Here is a 16,959-nt window from a genome sequence, read left to right as displayed (position 1 = left end):
TGAGATTTTTCCTGCGCCGCGGTAGTTCCATCGACCGGCGAAAAACGGGCCTCGATCAGGCGCGGCGCTATACTGGGGTTTGGCCGCACGTATCCGTTGTAGTCGTTCTGCCCGGCTCGCGCGTTGATTCAAGCATTCGTCCCGCCTCAGCTCGTTCCCTTCCCGATGTTCGACCTGCCCGCTCACTTGTGGATCACGATCACCGCGTTCGGTGGCGCCGGCCTGACGTTGCCGCTCGCGATCACGATCGCCGTATGGCTCGCGCTCGGCTACTCGTGGCAGCGCTCGGCCGCGTGGCTCGGCGTGCTCGCGGGCGCGATCGGCGTCGTCGCGCTGACCAAGATCGCATTCCTCGGCTGGGGTATCGGCATCCGCGCGTGGGATTTCACCGGGTTCAGCGGCCATGCAATGCTGTCGACGTCGGTCTATCCGGTCGCAATGTTCCTCGCGCTGATCCGCATGCGCACCGCCGTGCGGATCGCCGGCGTCGCGCTCGGCCTCGCCGCGGGCATTGCGGTCGGCGTGTCGCGCGTCGCGCTCGCCGCGCATTCGCCGTCCGAAGCCATCACGGGCTGCATCGTCGGCGCGCTCGCCGCGCTGGCGTTCATCGCGGGCTCGTGGCACGCCGTGCCGCATCGCTGGTCGGTGCCGGCCGTGGTCGCCAGCCTCGCGCTCGTGACCGTTGCGCTGCACGGCATCACGGTGCCGTCGCACCGCTGGGTCACGCGCGTCGCGCTCGAGCTGTCGGGGCACGAGCGGCCGTTCGTGCGCGCACGCTGGAAGGCCAATCCGAACTATCGGCCGGCGTCGCAGCCGTCCACGCTGCATCGCACCGCCGCGTCGGCGCCGCTGCACGCCTGAGTCCGCACGCAGCCGTCGTTCCAGCGCCTTTTTCCACGTTCCGTCCCGTCATGCGCAGCGCCGCATCTGCAGTATGCCGAGCGTTATAACCGGCGCTATATTACGATTACGGTTTTCGACCGTTCAGACGACCCGACCATGCGCCCGACCGCCCGCCCGCTTCGCCGTACCCTGCTCCGCCTGCTGCCGTGCGCCGCGCTCGGCGTCGCCATCGCGTTCAGCGCGCCGGCCCGCGCCGCCGACGAGCTCGTCGTGTCGGCCGCGGCCAGCCTGACGAACGCGTTCAAGGCGGTCGGCGACGCCTACCAGAAGCAGCACCCCGAAACCAGAGTGCTGCTCAACTTCGGCGCGTCGGACGTGCTGATGCAGCAGATCGCCAAGGGCGCGCCGGCCGACGTGTTCGCGTCGGCCGATCAGAAGGCGATGGATCGCGCGGTCGGCGAAAAGGTCATCGTGCCCGGCACGCGCCGCGATTTCGCCGCGAACTCGCTCGTGCTGATCGTGCCGGCCGACAGCCGCACGCCGGCACCGACCACGCTCAAAGATCTGAGTGGGCCCGGCGTGAAGCGCATCGCGTACGGCGACCCGGCGTCGGTGCCGGTCGGCCGCTACACCGAAGGCGCGCTGCGTGCGGCGGGCGTATGGGACGCCGTCAGCGCGAAGGGCGTACTGGCCGCCAACGTGCGCCAGAGTCTCGACTACGTCGCGCGCGGCGAAGTCGATGCCGGCTTCGTGTTCGGCACCGACGCGGCGATCATGCCCGGTCGCGTGAAGGTCGCGCTGACCGTGCCGACGCAGACGCCCATCACCTATCCGATCGCGGTCGTCAAGGACAGCCGCCATGCCGCGCAGGCGCAGTCGTTCATCGATTTCGTCGTGTCGCCGCAGGGGCAGGCCGTGCTGTCGACGTTCGGCTTCAAGCCCGCGGGCAAGTGAGCGCCGCATGATGCAGGACGCGTGGGTGCCGCTGCTGTTGTCGCTGAAAGTGGCCGGTTGGGCGACGGCGCTCGACATCGTGCTCGGCGTCGCGGCTGCCTTCATGCTCGCCCGCTGGCGCTCGCCGCTGCGGGATCTGCTCGATTCGCTGCTGACGCTGCCGCTGGTGCTGCCGCCGACGGTGCTCGGCTATTACCTGCTCGTGCTGCTCGGCCGGCGCGGCTGGCTCGGCGCCTGGCTCGACCGGCTCGGCATCGAGCTGGTGTTCACGTGGCAGGGCGCGGTGATCGCGTCGATGGTCGTGGCCTTTCCGCTCATTCTGAAATCGGCGCGCGCCGCGTTCGAGGGTGTCGATCCACATCTCGAACGCGCGGCGCGCACGCTCGGGCTCGGCGAAGCCGCGGTGTTCTTCCGCGTGACGCTGCCGCTCGCCGCGCGCGGCATTCTGGCCGGCGCACTGCTCGCGTTCGCGCGCGCACTGGGCGAATTCGGCGCGACGCTGATGATCGCCGGCAACCTGCCCGGCCGCACGCAGACGCTGTCGGTCGCGATCTATGCGGCGGTGCAGGCCGGCGACGACGGCACGGCCAACTTCCTGGTGATCGTGACGTCGATCACCTGCGTGCTCGTACTGCTCGCAGCCGGCTGGCTCGTGCCCGCGCGCGCGGCCCGGAGCGAACCGACATGACACGCACGCCGCATCCGCATCGCAGTACGGCGCCGCGCGCGACGGGCGCTCGAACGGCTACGCGTGCGCGACGGAGGCTTGCATGAGCCTCGCCGTGGCTATCCGCAAGACCTACGCGAACACGGAGCGCCGCTTCACGCTCGACGTGTCGTTCACGGCCGATACGCAGCGCGTCGTGCTGTTCGGGCCTTCGGGCGCCGGCAAGAGCATGACGCTGCAGGCGATCGCCGGCTTGCTCGCGCCCGACGAAGGCACGATCACGCTGAACGGCGAAGCGCTGTTCGACGCCGCGCGCGGCATCGACGTGCCGACCCGCGCGCGCCGCGTCGCCTATCTGTTCCAGGACTACGCGCTGTTCCCGCATCTGAACGTGCGTCAGAACATCGCGTTCGGGCTCACCGGCGGGCTGCGCAACCCGCGCGCGAACGCGGTGCCGCCGGAAGTCGCGTACTGGCTGCACGCGTTCGAGCTCGACGCGCTAGCCGGGCAGTTTCCGGCGCAGCTGTCGGGCGGGCAGAAACAGCGCGTCGCGCTCGCGCGCGCGCTGGTCTCGCAGCCGCGCATCCTGCTGCTCGACGAGCCGTTCGCCGCGCTCGACCGCACGATGCGTCAGCGCATGCGTCACGAGCTGGCCGAGCTACAGGCGCGGCTCGATATCCCGATGGTGCTGATTTCGCACGATCCCGACGACGTCGCCGCCTTCGGCGATCAGGTCGTGCAACTCAGCGACGGGCGCGTGCAGGCCGCGACGCCGCCCGCGGCGTGGCCATCGCGCGTGACGTGAGCATGCCGACGCACGAGCGCGCGAGGCGCGGTGTGCGCGCGACCGGAGTCGCAGCGGCGGCATGAGGCGGAATGCTACGAACGCGCGAGCGCAGCGCGCATGTGCTGGTGAGCGGCGCGGCTGCTATCGCACGATCCGTCTGTAACGCCGCCGGCGATCGCGCGCCGCCCGGCGTTGAGGCGCGACGCGCCGACACCGTCGCTCGTAATCATGGCAGTGAGCGTGCCGCCGCCATCACGCTCAGCCCGTCACCGCCAGAATTACGCTCGATGCCTTAAACAGCGCGATCGCGCGCCGTCCGGCCTCGAGCCGCAACGCGCCGGCACTGTCGTTCGTGATCACGGCGGCGAGCATGCCGCCGCCGTCGAGCGCAAGCGTCACCTCGCCGCCATCCCGCTCAGCCCGTCACCGCCAGAATCACGCTCGACGCCTTGAACAGCGCGATCGCGCGCCGCCCGGCCTCGAGCTGCAACGCGCCGACACTCTCGTTCGTGATCACGGCGGTGAGCGTGCCGCCGCCGTCGAGCGCAAGCGTCACCTCGCTGTTGACCGGGCCCGCCGCGATGGCATCGACCGTCCCGTGCAGCTGGTTGCGCGCCGATATCTTCGAGATGGCGCCGGCCTCGCGATCTGCGTCGTCGTCGACGGCCAGCACGACCCACGACGCCTTCACGAGCGCACAGGCATCGGCGCCCGGCCGCAACGCGAGCGCATCGGCGCTTTCGTGCGTGAGCACGGCCACGATCGTCTGGCCGCCCGGCAGCGCGAGCGTCACCTCGTCGTTCACCGTGCCGCGCACGATCGTCGCGACCTTGCCGAACAGCTGATTGCGCGCGCTCGTCTTCATCCCGATCCGCCCGATCAGCGCCCAGTCGACGTCGAAACCGGACACCGCCGCGCTGGCGGCCTCGATGAAGCGCCGATGCTCGCGCTCGATGGTGCGGAACGCGGCGATCAGCGATGCGGCACGCGGCGTGAGCGTCGTGCCGCCGCCGCCCTTGCCGCCCGTCGAACGCGTGACGAGCGGCTCGCCGGCCAGGTTGTTCATCGTGTCGATCGCATCCCAGGCTGCCTTGTAGCTGAGCCCCACGGCCTTCGCCGCGCGCGTGATCGAGCCGGTTTCGCCGATCGCCGCGAGCAGCGCGATGCGGTTCGCGCCGCCGAGCGTCTGCGGCCCGGCGCGCAGCCAAAGTTCGCCGCCCAGTGCGAGCGGTTCGGCGGAGGAAGAAGGAGGCGACGCGTCGGTCATCGGTCTGTCGGAAGAATACGGGCGGCCATTATAGGAACGCGAATAGGGACGCGGGCGCGCGCCGCTCAGCGCGCCCGGCCGTCGAGCTTCGGCGCGCGCAGGCTGGCGAGCAGCGTCTCGGCGTCGGCCGCCGCGCGCCGTTCGAGCGCGGCGCCGTAACCGCGCACGAAGCCCAGCTGGTAGGCGGGCGCGCCCAGCTGCTCGAGATGACGCAGCGCGCCGATCATGTCGTTCGCGTCGCCCAGCACGCTCTGCACGCGCGCGAGCGTCTTCACCGTTTCGTTGCGCGTGCGGCGCGACGCGAGCGACGCGAAGAATTCGAGCGCATAGCGCAGCCGCTTCGCGTCGATCCGCACGCGATGCCGCGCAGCCGTATCGAGCGAGCCGAGCGACGGCACCGCGTAGAGGTGACCGAACAGCCGCCGCACGCGCTTGGTCGCGTGACGCCGCAGCGACGGCGCATCGTCGTCGGCGTCCGGCGGCAGCGCGAGCGTGCCGAGCCATTCGAGCCAGCCGAGCGTCAGCCGCGCATAGCGCGCCGAATGCAGCGCCTGACGCAGCTCGGCACGCGCGCTGCGCGCGTGCGCGCGCGACGCGTCGAGCGTGCCGTCCCAGTCGGCGCCGCCGCCATCGGCCGCGGCCAGCGCAGGCAGCGTTTCGGTCGAAAACACGTCCCAGTCGCGCACCGTGCCGAGCAGCGCGGCAAGCCAGCGCAGGTCCGCGCCGAAGGCGTCCTTCCAGCGCTCGTCCGCGAAGCGCGGAAACAGCCGCGCGAGCGTACGCAGACGCCGCAGTGCAACGCGCATTTGATGGACGAATTCGGGATCGTCGCGTTCGAGCACGCCGCTCTCGTTGCCGAGCCATTGCGCGGCGATGTCGCCGCACAACGCGAACAGCGCGGCGCGCTGCGTACGCAGGCCGGTCAGGTCGACCGATTGCGCCTTGACCGGCCCGGCGATCGCCGGCTCGCCGGCGCAGGTGCGGTCGATCACGCTCGCCAGTTGCACGAAGGCGGGCCACGCGCCGCTCAGTTCGCGCGCCGCCGCGAACAGCGCATGCAGCGCCGCGGTGCGCGCGGCAGGCGTTTCCCAGTCGGGCGCCGCGAGGCGCAACTCGACGTGGCGGCGCGGCGGCGCGCCGCCGTCGTCGGCGCCGTGCAGCGTCACGTCGTCGAGCGTCATCTCGACCACCACGCCGCTGTCGTCGGCCCAGCGCCCGCGACGGCGTTCGCTGACGAGCCGCAGCGGGCCGGCCCCGGACGCGGCGGCGCGCGCCGCTTCGTCGACGGCGGCGGCCGTCGCGCCGTCGTCTGCGGCGTCCGGCTGGGCGTCATGCTCCGCATCCGCATCCGCTTCCGCATCTGCCGGCCGCGCGTCGGCGCACTGCGCGGCGACGGCAATCCCCGCATGCTCCGCGTCGAACAGCTCGCGCTCGACGACGCCCGGCGCGAACGGCCTCGTGCGCGACGCGACGACCCGCGGCCCGTGCGCCGTCGACTCGACCCACGTGCACCAGCGCCCGCCGGCGTCCGGCTCGGCCTCGTCGATCCGGCACGGCTCGATCGTCACGCGCTCGTGGCCGCGACGCATCCGCACTTGCGGGCAGATTCGCCACGCGCGCACCAGCTCCGCGCCGAAGTCGCGCGATCCGCCGCGGACGCGGCTTGCGGCCTTCACCGGCCAGCTTTCCAGCGACAAGGACAACACGATTTCCAGCACACGCGACATGGAAGCTCCTGCACATGAAAAACCGCCGGCGCATCGTGCGCCGGCGTCGTCCGTGAAGCAGCTTCCATAGTACACGGCACGAACGGGCGCGGACGACGATCCGGTCCCGCCGCGATGCCGCAGGTCAAACGACGTATTGCGCGATGCCGTCGCCGAACGACCAGTCCTCCTTCAGCACTTCGACCAGGCTGATGAATACGTCCTGCGGGCGCACGCCGGGCTGCTGCGCGAGGTTCGCGACGATGGTCCGATACAGCGCCTGCTTCTGTTCGAGCGTGCGCGTGTTGTTGGCGGTGATCTGGATCATGACGAGATCGTCGCTGCGCTCGATGTCGAGATAGCGGCGGCCGAACACGAAGTTCTCCGCCGCGTGCTCGGTTACGACCATGAAGATGTCGTCCTCGGGCACGTTGAACGTGTGCATCAGCGCGCGATGCACGCCGTCGACGAGCGCCGCGCGATATGCGGCCGGTTTGCCTTCGCGCAACGCGATACGGGTGAATGGCATGGTCCTGCTCCTTTCGATGACGTTGAACAAGCGAAAACGCCACGTCAGGTTAGGGGCCGCGAACTATAATGAACAGTCATCTCCGGATATTTCATCCATTTACATTCGAAATGAAAGTTCTCGACCTCGATGCGGTGCGCGCGTTCGTGCTGGTGGCCGATCTCGCGAGCTTCACGCGCGCCGCGGACGCGCTCGGCACCACCCAATCGGCCGTCAGCCTGAAGCTGAAACGGCTCGAAGCGCACCTCGGCAAGCCGCTGCTCGCGCGCACGCCGCGCGTCGTGAAGCTCGCGCCCGACGGCGAGAATTTCCTGCCGGCCGCGCGCACGCTGCTCGATGCGCACGAACGGGCGCTCGGCGCGATTTCGGCGGGTACGCATCGGCTGTCGCTGGGCGTCAGCGAGCACGTGGCCGTGCCCGACCTGCCGGCCGTGCTGACGAGCCTGCACCGGCAAGACCCCGGATTGATGCTGGAAATGCACCTGGGGACGTCGACGAGCCTGCTCGCGCAATACGACGAACGGCGGCTCGACGCGGCGATCGTCCGCCATGAACCGGGGGAGGATCCGCCGCGCGACGACGCGACGCTGCTGTTCACCGAGCCGCTGTCGTGGCTCGCCGCGCCCGACTGGGCGCCGCGCGCCGGCGAGCCGCTGCCGCTCGCGGTGCTGGCCGGCCCGTGCGGCGTGCGCGCGGCCGCGCTGCGCGCGCTCGATCATGCGGGGCTGCCTTGGCGCGAGCGCTTCACGGGCGGCGGCATTGCGGCGGTCACGGCCGCGGCGGCGGCCGGGCTGGCCGTCTGCCCGCTCGCGCGGCGCGTGGCGCCGCGCACGCTGGCCGACGTCGGCGCGAAATTCGGGCTGCCGCCGCTGCCGCATTCGCAGGTGGTGCTGTATTCGCGGGTGCGCGACGCGCGCGCCGCCGTCGCGCTCCGCAGGTTTGCCGACAGCCTTGCAATCTCGGCGTAAAGTAGCGGGTTTCGCCCGCCGCACGCCTCCGCCCTATTCCGATGACACCCGAAGCCCGCAAGCATGTCCGTGCCAACCTGTTGATGCTCGCAGCCGCCGCGATCTGGGGCTCCGCCTTCGTCGCGCAGCGCTTGAGCCTCGACGTGATCGGCCCGTTCCTGTTCACGGGGCTGCGGTTCCTGCTCGGCGCGCTGGTGCTGGTCCCGCTGCTCGCGCTGAACGCCGCGTCGCGCGCGCAGTGCGCGTCGATACGCCGCACGCCCGCGCAATTGCTGCCCGGCGTCGCGCTGGGCGCGCTGCTCGCGGTATCGATCTCGCTGCAGCAGGTCGGCCTGCAGTACACGCGGATCGCGAATGCGGGCTTCATCAGCTCGCTGTACGTCGTGATCGTGCCGCTGATGGGCGTGTTCGCCCGCCACCGGATCGGCACCGGCACCTGGTTCGGCGCGTTGCTGGCGGCGATCGGCCTGTACTTCCTCAGCATCGACGAGCATTTCGCGGTGCTGTACGGCGACTGGTTCCAGCTCGCCGGCGCGGTGATCATCGCCGCGCACGTGATGGCCGTCGGCCATTTCGCGAAGCGCTACGATCCGCTCGTGCTCGCGTTCCTGCAGTTCGCCACCTGCGGCGCGGCGTGCCTGGCGGTCGGGCTCGCGATCGAGCCGCTCAGCGCGGCGACGCTCGCGCACGCGCTGCCGACGCTGCTGTACGGCGGGCTGCTGTCGGTCGGCGTCGGCTATACGCTGCAGGTCGTCGCGCAGCGCGATGCGGCACCCGCGCACGCGGCCGTGATCTTCAGCATGGAAGGCGTGTTCGCGGCGATCGCCGGCTGGGCCGCGCTCGGCGAAACGCTGACGCTGCGCGCGCTGCTCGGCTGCGCGCTGATGCTGGCCGGCCTGCTCGCGTGCCAGCTGCTGCCGAGCGGCGACGCGCGGAAAAAGGACGAGGACGCGCTGCCGGCATGACGCGAGCGATCCCTATAATGTGGGCTCGTATCTCGTTCATGCCAACCGCTTCCGACAGGCCCGCTCCGTGACGTCCCTTCCCGTCGAACCCGCCGCCGACCTGCTGCGCGAACGCGCAGCGCACTACGCCGCCGAGGCCGCGCTGTTCCTGCGCGACCAGGCGCTTTCGACCGCGTCGCACGATCTGCGCAGCCCGCTGAATGCGATGCACAGCTGGGCGTACGTGCTCGAGCGTCAGCTCGCCGGCGCCGATGCGAACGTGCAGCGCGCGCTCGCGGGCATCCGCACCGGGATCGAACAGCAGGTCGCGCTGCTCGACGACGTGCTCGACGCGCCGCGCGCGCAAACCCGCGCGCTGCCGATCGCGCCGCATTCGTTCGCGCTGCGCGCGTTGCTCGACGACACGCTCGAGCTGACGCGCTTCGCGCTCGCCGACGCCCGGCAGGTGAGCATCGACGCAACGCTGCCCGACGGCGAACCGACGCTGCGCGCGGACCGCGCGCGGCTCGCACAGGCGCTGTGGACGATGCTGACCACGGCCGTCGAAGCCAGCGCCGCGGGCGGCCGCGTGACGGCCGCCTGCACGCGCGACGGCGCCCAGTACGTCGTGCGCGCCGAGTGCACGGTGCATGCCGCCGCGCTCGCCGATCCGGCGCTGCCGCACGCATTCGAAGCGTTCGCGCGCCAAGAGATGCTGCGCACGCGCGACGCAAAGCGCGTCGCGTGGACGCTCGCGCTGTGCCAGCGCGTCGCGCTCGCTCACGGCGGCACGTTCACGCATACGCCGTTCGCCGACGGCGCGGCCGTCACCCTGACGCTGTCGATCCCCTGCGAGGCGCCGGTGTAATCGATCGGCAGCCCGACACATTACGTTTTCCTTTCCGGCCCTATACTGACGGGCCTGTCATGTCCGGAGCAATTCCTTGTTACAAATCTTCGCGCTGATCGGCGCGTTGTTGCTGGTGGCCCTGAACGGCTTTTTCGTTGCGGCCGAATTCGGCCTCGTCAAGCTGCGCGGCACGCGCGTCAAGACGCTCGCACGCAAGCACGGCCTGAGCGGGCGCATCCTCGCGATCGTGCACGGCCGGCTCGACGCGTACCTGTCGGCGTGCCAGCTCGGCATCACGCTCGCGTCGCTCGGCCTCGGCTGGGTCGGCGAGCCCGCCTTCGCCGAGTTGCTCGGCCCGCTGCTCGACCTGCTCGGCGTGCATTCCGAACGCATCGTGCATCTGATTTCCCTGGTGTTCGCGTTCTCGCTGATCTCGTTCCTGCACATCGTGGTCGGCGAGCTTGCGCCGAAGTCGATGGCGATCCGGCAGCCGGAGAAGATCGGCCTGTGGGTGGCGCTGCCGCTCTACGCGTTCTACTGGGCGATGTATCCGGCGATCTGGGTGCTCAACACCAGCGCGAACGCGGTGCTGCGGCTCGCGGGGCTGTCGGCCGATCACGGCGGCGATGCGCACTATTCAACCGACGAACTGAAGCTGATCCTGCGCAGCCGCCGCAGCGCGGCCGGCAATGCCGCGCAGCCGGCGCGCGGCGCCTACACCAACGACGAATGGAACACGCTCGCGCATTCGCTCGACTTCTCGTCGATGACGGTGTCGGACCTGATGCGTCCCGCGCACGAAATGATCGGCCTGCGGCGCGACCTGCCGCTGCCCGACAACATGGAGATCGTCGCGCGGCACCGCTTCAGCCGCTATCCGCTGTTCGAGGATGCGGCGCGCGAGCAGGTGAGCGGGCTGATCCACCTGAAGGACCTGCTGCTCGCGCGTCACGCCGGCGCGGCGCTGGAGGATCTGTCCGATTACGTGCGTCCGGTGCAGTACGTGAAGCCCGACACGCCGGCGCTCGAGCTGTTTCGCCGCTTCCGCAAGGGCGCGCCGCACTTCGCGCTGGTGGGGGACAAGGGCGCCAAGCCGATCGGCTTCCTGACGCTCGACAACCTGCTCGGCGCGCTGGTGGGCCAGATTCACGACGAGTTTCGCCAGGGCGACGCGGACTGGAGCCGCCTCGACGACGGCACGCTGATGGGCAAGGGCAGCCTGCCGGTCGTGTCGCTCGAGCAGGCGCTCGGCATCGACATCGACGAGGGCCGCGCGGAATCGGTCGGCGGCCTGGTGATCCAGGCGTTGAGCGATCTGCCGACCGAAGGCCAGCGCGTGTCGTTCGACCGCTTCGACGTCGTCGTGAAGAAGATGAACGGGCCGCGCATCGTGCTGGTGCGCGTCTATCCGAAGCTCGCGAAAGAGGCCGACGAATGACGGCCCGCGCGCGCGGCGCGCGATGAGCGTCGCGCTGCCCCGCTGCTGCGTGATCACGCCGGAGCCGGCGTCCGCGTCGGCGGCCGCTTGCCGCGCGTTGCTCGAGCGGCTGTCGGCCGTGCTCGCGCGCGGCGAGACGCTCGTGCAGCTGCGCGTGAAGTCGCTCGATGCGGCCGCGTTCGCGCGTCTCGCGGCCGATGCGCTCGCGCGCTGCGATGCGGCCGGCGCGCAGCTGATGCTCAATGGCCCAATCGACGCCGCCGGCGTGATGCGGCTCGACGGCGCGGGCTGGCACCTCGACGGCGCCGCGCTGCGCGCCGTCGCGCGGCGGCCGCTGCCGCCCGCGCGCCGCGTGTCGGCCGCGTGTCATACGGCGCACGACCTCGCACTGGCCGCACGCGTCGGCGCGGATTTCGTCACGTTGTCGCCCGTGCTGCCGACGCTCAGCCATCCCGGCGCGCCGACGCTCGGCTGGAGCGCGTTCGCCGCGCTGGCCGCGCGGGCGGCGATGCCCGTCTATGCGCTCGGCGGCATGACGCGTGCCCATCTGAACGACGCACGCCGCCACGGCGCCTACGGCGTCGCCGGCATTCGGGGCTTCTGGTAGGTCGGCCGCGCGCCGCTGCGCGCGTCAGCCGCGGTTCGGCTCGGCAGGCCGCGTGCGCCATGCACCGCCGTCGATTCGCCGTACGTCGTGCGTGTGCGCATAGCCGTTGACGTCGCCGGTCAGCCAGGCGACGAGCGAGTACGGCGGCAACTCGCCTTCATCGATGCGGTCGCGCGCGCGCGCCGGCGTCTCGAACACGACGCGCCCGCGCGGCGCGTCGAACGGCACCGCCTCGGGTGACAGGTTCAGCGCGATCGTCAGCGTCTCGTCGTCGGCCAGACGCCACGACGCGAGCAGCGCATCGGCTTCGCCGTCGCCGTCGCCGCCCGCCTTCAGCGTGCGCGCGTCCTGCGGGCGGCAATCGGACAAGCGCGGCGCGATCAGCTTCGCACGCACCGCCAGCGCCGACTGCACGAAATGCGCGCGCTCGGTATCGCGCGCGGTTTCGTCGAAGATCAGCGGAATCTGCGGCGTGAGCAGCGACAGCGCGAGCGCCGCGAGGCCGGCCGCCTGCCCTTGCTCGCCGGATGCGGCGCCCTGCCACGCGCCATCGGTGAGCACCAGCGACGTCAGCGACAAGCCGTCGAGCATCGCGCCGCCGTCGGGCGCGGCCGGCTGGAACGCCGCGCCCGACGCCGTCAGCGCGCGCGCGAGCGTGTGGATCGACTGGTGCATCGAGATGCCGTCGTGAGCGACCGCGTCGCGGCACGTCAGCCGATGCAGCGCTCGTTCGCCGCAACCGTTCCACTGCGCATCGAAGTGCGTGTCGGCCAGATGCACCGGATGACGCTCGCTGCCGAGCACGAGATGGATCAGCCGGTCGGCCGGCTCCGCGGCGTGCACGCGATCGGCGATCTCGCGCAGCCAGGACGCGCCGATCCGGTCGGCTTCGCGCAGCCGCAGGCCGTCGCAGCGGTACTCGTCGAGCCAGTACAGCGCGTTGTCGCAGAAGAAGTCGCAGACGTCCGGATGGTCGAGCGCGAGCGGCGCCGCCTGCAGCGGATCGTCGCGCATATGGAAGAACGGCGCGGCGTAATGGCGCAGCGCGTCGGTGCCGCTGCCGAAGCGCGAGTAGTCGAGCTCAAGCAATACCGCGAGGCCGTAGCCGTGCGCGTCGTCGATCAGCGCCTTCAGCGCGTGTGGGCCGCCGTCCGCCGCGAGCGGCGCGAACGGCAGGCTGTCGTGCGGCGACGCCAGCAGCTCCAGCGCCGTGATGCCGAGCCGCGCGAGCCGCGGCAGCCGGCGGCGCACGCCGTCGAAGCCGCCCGCCGCGTGCGGCCGGATCGCATAGAGCGCGATGTCCTCCCAGGGACGCCCGCGCCAGAACGTGTTGCGCCACGTGAAAGCGCGCGCATCGACGACTTCGCTCGGGCCGTTGAGCCCGTCGGGCTGCGAACGCGATGCCGGATCGGGGATCGACACGGCATCGTCGAGGCGGTAGCGGTAGCGCGCGCCCGCGCCGCATTCGACGAACGCTTCGAACCAGTTCGGACCGGCCGCCGTCATCGGAACGAGCGTCGGGCCGTGGCCGGTATCGAGTTCGAGCTGAACCTCGGTACTGCCCGGCGCCCACACGCGGAAATGCGTGCGCGGCGGCGCGCCATGCGCACCGCAGGGCTGCGCACCGAACGGCAGGCAGTGGATGTAGTGCTGCGCATACGGATCGTGCGAACAATCTGACATCGTGCGCTCCTCGTGCGGGCCGAGCAGCATGGCCGCATTCGACGCGGCGCATGGCGCCCGGCATGCGACGGCCAGGCAGGGGGGATGAAAAGTATGCGCCGTTTTGGCGACTGCGACGCAATCCGAACGATCCATTTTTAATACGAATCGACCCTGAGCGAACGCGGGGCGATCGGCCCCGATGGCGGGTAGTCTGCATACCGGAATGGCCGCTGGTCTTGTGGGCCGCGGCCCGCCCGCTTACGCTCGGGCCAACGCGCGCGGGCAGGTCGTCCGCGCCACGAACCCGAGGAATCCGCGATGTCGCTCCCCGCCAGCGCCGCAAAATTCGATCCTGCCCGCGCGCACGAATACGCCGAACAGTCGCGCATCGCGCTCGCCGGTTACGACGCGTGCCACGAACTGTCCGCATGCATGCTCGCGGCGGCGATCGGCGCGCCCGATGCGCGGATCCTCATCGCAGGAGCGGGCGGCACGGGCCGCGAGATCTGCGTGACCGGTGCGCTCGAGCCGGGCTGGCAATTCACGGCCGTCGATCCGTCGGCGCCGATGCTCGCGCTCGCGCGCGCCGGCGTCGAAGCGGCCGGTTGCGGCGCGCGCACGCAGTTCGTCGAAGCCGGGGTCGACGCGCTGCCGGATGCTCCCGCGTTCGACGGCGCGACGCTGATCGGCGTCCTGCATCACGTCCCGGGCGACGCGGCGAAGGCCGCGCTGCTGAATGCGATCGCACGTCGCCTGAAGCCGGGCGCGCCGCTCGTCATCGCGGGCAACCATCGCCGTTACGCCGACCACCCTCGCCTGCTCGATGCCTGGCAGCAACGCTGGCGCATGGCCGGAGCGACACCCGACGCGGTGCGCGCGCAGCTCGCGAAGATCCTGCAAGGCGCGGACCCGCCGGCGTCCGAGGAAGCCGTGTTTGCGCTGCTGCACGACGCCGGGTTCGATGCGCCGCTGCGCTTCTTTGCGAGCCTGTTCTGGGGCGCGTGGATCGCGCTGCGGCGAGCCGCGTGAGCGCGCGCCTCAGCCCAACAACCCCGCCGCGACGTTGATCGACAGCCCGAGCACGGCCATGTTGAAGTAGAACGACAGGATCGACTGCGCGAGCGCCGAGCGGCGCGCGGCGCGGCTCGCGAGCGACACGTCGGCCGTCTGCGACGCGACCGCGAGGGTGAACGCGAAATAGAGGAAGTCCCAGTAGTCGGGCTCCGGATGGTCGTCGGGAAAGCGCAGCGCGCGGTCGGCGCACGGCGAGCCGTAATAGAGCCGCGCGTAATGTAGCGTGAAGATGGTCGGGATCAGGAACCATGCGCCGAACAGCGTCGCGCCGGTGATCGCGTAATGGCCGAGCCCGACGCGAAAGCCGACGCTCTTCGCGGTCGCAAGCTCGAACGCGATCGCGGCGATGCTCGCGACCGTCGCGATGCACACGACCGTCAGCACGGTCGTCGCATTCTCGTCCTCGCGGATCGCGATTTCGCGCACCTTGTGGTGGTGCGCCGTGATCATGCGCGCCCACATCAGCGCGAGATACAGCCACACCGCGCAGTCCCAGCCGATCAGCACGCGCGCGGCCGACCGCAGCGGAAACGGCAGCAATACGGCGCACAGCACGCCCGCGACGAAGGCGGCCACCATGCGCGGCCGGTTGCGTAATACCTGCGGATAAAGCGTCATCGTTGCATTCCGAAAGCGGATGGAAAGGGTTCGGCCGGCACGCGGCTGCCCGCTGCGCACGCGCCGGGGCGCACGGCGCCGATTATCGCCATTCCGGCACCAGGTTGCGATGGTCGCGAGCGCCTAAGATATCTGGATGACTTCCTCCCTGTGCCGCCATCCCGCCAATACGACGGGCCGCGACTTCGTCGTCGGCGATCTGCACGGCTGCGTGGACGTGCTGCGCGCGCTGCTGTACGACGTCGGCTTCGATGCGGCGGGCGACCGGCTGTTTTCGGTCGGCGATCTGGTCGACCGCGGCCCCGCGTCGGAAACCGCGCTCGAGCTGCTCGATCGTCCGTGGTGCCATGCGGTGCGCGGCAATCATGAGGAAGTGCTGAGCCTCGTCGCACGCGGCAAGCTGTCGGCCGACGCGTGGCGCGGCATCGGCGGCGACTGGGGCGCCGACTTGCCGCCGCAACTGCTGCAGGCGCATGCCGCGCGCGTCGACACGCTGCCGCTCGTGCGCGTGATCGGCGACGGTCCCGAGCGTTTCAACGTGCTGCACGCGGAATTCTTCGGCAGCGACGACGAGCTCGACACGGGCAGCTACTCGCACGACGTGCGCGAGCGGCTGATCTGGGGGCGCGATCTGGTCCAGGGCCTCGCCGACCCGGCGTTGCAGGCCGGGCTGTCGCTGACCTGCACCGGCCACACGCCGGTGCGCGACCTGCAGCGCATCGGCGCGCAATGGTTCATCGACACGGGCGCGTTCGCGCCGTCCGGGCGGCTGACGATCGTCGAGCCGCACACCGGCCGGAGCTGGTCGCTCAGTCAGGCCGACGCACGCGCACGTCGCGCGGCCGATCTGCCGCTGCCGTGACGCCGCGGTTCCCGTGCGCACGCAGCGCGTTACGCTAACCGACCTGATTCAGTTCGAACACCGCATCGACCGCGCTGCCGTTCCAGTTGTATTCGAGGTACGCGGCGTGATGACAGTCGCGCAGCAGCGTCGTGCGCAACGCGGCGATACATTCGCCGTCCGGGTCGCGCACCGACGGATAGACGATGCCCGCGCCGCCCGCATTGCGCACGGCGCGGCCGAGCGCCTGCCCCGCGCTGTAGTCGAGCGGATCGAGCAGCTGCGGGTGGCGCTGCGGCCAGCTGCGCACGTCGACGACGTCGCCGTGCGCATACACCGTGTAGAGCCGCATCTGCTGGCGCATCGGCGGCTCCTTCGTCGCGGCGAGGAACAGCCCGCTGTGATAGCGCGTCTCCGCGATCGCCGTCGCGCGCGAACGGCCGCAGTAGAACACGCCGTACGTACCGTCCGAAAACCGGCTGCCCTGCGGGTTCAGATGCGTGAACGCAGCCATGATCGGCCCCCAGCCGGGGCCATAGCGGCGTTCGGCCGGCGGCACGAGCGCCAGCGTGCCGACTTCCTGACGTATCCGGTCGTTGGTCAGCGATTCGAGCGCATACAGCGCGTCGAAGTCGTCGGCCGATGCGACGCGGTCGAACAGGTTGATCGCGGGAAAGCGGGTGGGTATCACACGATAGGCAGGCGCCCAGTCGACGACGGTCGTCGGCCAGGGTTGCACGTCGATCGGCATCGTCACGCCCAGCCACCTCGCATCGCGTCGAGGTATTGGCGCACGGCGACCAGATCGCCGACGTTGCCGGCCAGCATCCGGTCGAGCGCGCGCTTGCCGCCGAACGGCGCCGCGTCGTTGGGCCGCTTGACCCACGCGTCGGCCGCGGCCGGCTGCGGCAGCAGAATCTGCAAGGCCTTGTAGATGCCGAGCAGCAGCGATAGGCGCTCGAGCGTGTCGCGCGGCAGGCGCGCCGAGCCGGGCGACGCCTTCCACTTGAAGAACGTCGAGCGGCCGGGCGACCCGAGCAGCACGAGTTGCTCGTCGATCGTCAGCTCCCAGTCGCGCGCGATGTTGAAGAACGCACGCAGGCCGGCCGCCGACATCTGCGCAACCGAGGCCTGCGGCGGGGCGAGATCCGGATTCTGTGGGTCGAAGGCGGGCTGTGACATGATCGTTAGTCTCGAAACG

At 70.7% G+C, this 16,959-nt stretch carries 19 protein-coding genes; 11 read left to right on the top strand and 8 right to left on the bottom strand.

The genetic code is table 11. The annotated features are described in order from the left end of the window. The first annotated feature begins 165 nt into the window (after positions 1-165). From MBR110_RS16090 to MBR110_RS16075, 4 genes are all read left to right on the top strand, one after another. Positions 166-861 (top strand): phosphatase PAP2 family protein, encoded by a 696-nt coding sequence (locus tag MBR110_RS16090; RefSeq protein WP_014724646.1) that lies wholly within the window; start codon positions 166-168, stop codon positions 859-861. A 138-nt stretch (positions 862-999) separates the two neighbouring features. Then, on the top strand, positions 1,000-1,797 hold the full coding sequence (modA, locus tag MBR110_RS16085) for a molybdate ABC transporter substrate-binding protein (RefSeq protein ID WP_059740598.1): 798 nt from the start codon (positions 1,000-1,002) through the stop codon (positions 1,795-1,797). 10 nt (positions 1,798-1,807) lie between these two features. Continuing rightward, positions 1,808-2,485, top strand: coding sequence for a molybdate ABC transporter permease subunit (gene modB, locus MBR110_RS16080; RefSeq protein ID WP_041494272.1), 678 nt, complete (start codon positions 1,808-1,810; stop codon positions 2,483-2,485). Between the two features lie 82 nt (positions 2,486-2,567). Next, complete coding sequence (locus MBR110_RS16075; protein ID WP_034194985.1) at positions 2,568-3,269, top strand: ATP-binding cassette domain-containing protein; 702 nt, start codon at positions 2,568-2,570, stop codon at positions 3,267-3,269. Positions 3,270-3,509: 240 nt separating this feature from the next. Here MBR110_RS16075 and MBR110_RS16070 read toward each other — a convergent pair whose 3' ends face one another. The 4 genes from MBR110_RS16070 to MBR110_RS16055 form a co-directional block, all read right to left on the bottom strand. Beyond that, the gene (locus tag MBR110_RS16070) at positions 3,510-3,650 is read right to left on the bottom strand and encodes a TOBE domain-containing protein (RefSeq protein WP_081054335.1); all 141 of its coding nucleotides are present in this window, start codon (positions 3,648-3,650) and stop codon (positions 3,510-3,512) included. A gap of 16 nt (positions 3,651-3,666) precedes the next feature. Continuing rightward, positions 3,667-4,518, bottom strand: a complete 852-nt coding sequence (locus MBR110_RS16065) for a TOBE domain-containing protein (RefSeq protein WP_181709414.1) — start codon at positions 4,516-4,518, stop codon at positions 3,667-3,669. Positions 4,519-4,583: 65 nt separating this feature from the next. Continuing rightward, positions 4,584-6,245 (bottom strand): CHAD domain-containing protein, encoded by a 1,662-nt coding sequence (locus tag MBR110_RS16060; protein ID WP_175983689.1) that lies wholly within the window; start codon positions 6,243-6,245, stop codon positions 4,584-4,586. Between the two features lie 124 nt (positions 6,246-6,369). Next, a complete protein-coding gene (locus MBR110_RS16055) occupies positions 6,370-6,753 on the bottom strand; it encodes a tautomerase family protein (protein ID WP_011881563.1) in 384 nt (127 codons plus the stop codon). 110 nt (positions 6,754-6,863) lie between these two features. Here MBR110_RS16055 and MBR110_RS16050 point away from each other — a divergent pair, with 110 nt between their 5' ends. From MBR110_RS16050 to MBR110_RS16030, 5 genes are all read left to right on the top strand, one after another. Then, complete coding sequence (locus tag MBR110_RS16050; RefSeq protein ID WP_034194981.1) at positions 6,864-7,721, top strand: LysR family transcriptional regulator; 858 nt, start codon at positions 6,864-6,866, stop codon at positions 7,719-7,721. A gap of 41 nt (positions 7,722-7,762) precedes the next feature. Then, complete coding sequence (locus MBR110_RS16045; protein WP_176153628.1) at positions 7,763-8,686, top strand: DMT family transporter; 924 nt, start codon at positions 7,763-7,765, stop codon at positions 8,684-8,686. A gap of 67 nt (positions 8,687-8,753) precedes the next feature. Continuing rightward, positions 8,754-9,533, top strand: a complete 780-nt coding sequence (locus MBR110_RS16040; RefSeq protein ID WP_034195057.1) for a sensor histidine kinase — start codon at positions 8,754-8,756, stop codon at positions 9,531-9,533. A 76-nt stretch (positions 9,534-9,609) separates the two neighbouring features. Then, positions 9,610-10,953 carry a hemolysin family protein gene (locus tag MBR110_RS16035; protein ID WP_011881559.1) on the top strand — a complete coding sequence of 448 codons (1,344 nt, stop codon included), beginning with the start codon at positions 9,610-9,612 and terminating at the stop codon, positions 10,951-10,953. 22 nt (positions 10,954-10,975) lie between these two features. Then, the gene (locus MBR110_RS16030) at positions 10,976-11,560 is read left to right on the top strand and encodes a thiamine phosphate synthase (protein WP_059567446.1); all 585 of its coding nucleotides are present in this window, start codon (positions 10,976-10,978) and stop codon (positions 11,558-11,560) included. 24 nt (positions 11,561-11,584) lie between these two features. On the opposite strand, the gene MBR110_RS16025 is transcribed toward MBR110_RS16030, so the two are convergent. Then, positions 11,585-13,243 carry a DUF3459 domain-containing protein gene (locus MBR110_RS16025; protein WP_124260009.1) on the bottom strand — a complete coding sequence of 553 codons (1,659 nt, stop codon included), beginning with the start codon at positions 13,241-13,243 and terminating at the stop codon, positions 11,585-11,587. A 300-nt stretch (positions 13,244-13,543) separates the two neighbouring features. Here MBR110_RS16025 and MBR110_RS16020 point away from each other — a divergent pair, with 300 nt between their 5' ends. After that, on the top strand, positions 13,544-14,254 hold the full coding sequence (locus MBR110_RS16020; RefSeq protein WP_181709413.1) for a class I SAM-dependent methyltransferase: 711 nt from the start codon (positions 13,544-13,546) through the stop codon (positions 14,252-14,254). A 9-nt stretch (positions 14,255-14,263) separates the two neighbouring features. On the opposite strand, the gene MBR110_RS16015 is transcribed toward MBR110_RS16020, so the two are convergent. Next, positions 14,264-14,917: a DUF1345 domain-containing protein gene (locus tag MBR110_RS16015; protein WP_014724630.1), complete on the bottom strand. Its 654-nt coding sequence runs from the start codon at positions 14,915-14,917 to the stop codon at positions 14,264-14,266. Between the two features lie 136 nt (positions 14,918-15,053). Between MBR110_RS16015 and MBR110_RS16010 the strand changes: the two genes are divergently transcribed. Next, positions 15,054-15,779, top strand: a complete 726-nt coding sequence (locus MBR110_RS16010; protein ID WP_060044590.1) for a metallophosphoesterase — start codon at positions 15,054-15,056, stop codon at positions 15,777-15,779. Between the two features lie 34 nt (positions 15,780-15,813). Here MBR110_RS16010 and MBR110_RS16005 read toward each other — a convergent pair whose 3' ends face one another. Together MBR110_RS16005 and MBR110_RS16000 are read right to left on the bottom strand one after the other, a co-directional pair. Continuing rightward, on the bottom strand, positions 15,814-16,509 hold the full coding sequence (locus MBR110_RS16005) for an RES family NAD+ phosphorylase (RefSeq protein WP_034194977.1): 696 nt from the start codon (positions 16,507-16,509) through the stop codon (positions 15,814-15,816). A gap of 2 nt (positions 16,510-16,511) precedes the next feature. After that, a complete protein-coding gene (locus tag MBR110_RS16000) occupies positions 16,512-16,940 on the bottom strand; it encodes an MbcA/ParS/Xre antitoxin family protein (protein WP_034194976.1) in 429 nt (142 codons plus the stop codon). Positions 16,941-16,959 lie beyond the last annotated feature (19 nt).

The organism is Burkholderia sp. MBR-1 (genome assembly GCF_013822785.1).
Classification (GTDB): domain Bacteria; phylum Pseudomonadota; class Gammaproteobacteria; order Burkholderiales; family Burkholderiaceae; genus Burkholderia; species Burkholderia vietnamiensis.
This window is presented reverse-complemented; position numbering and strand designations above follow the sequence as displayed.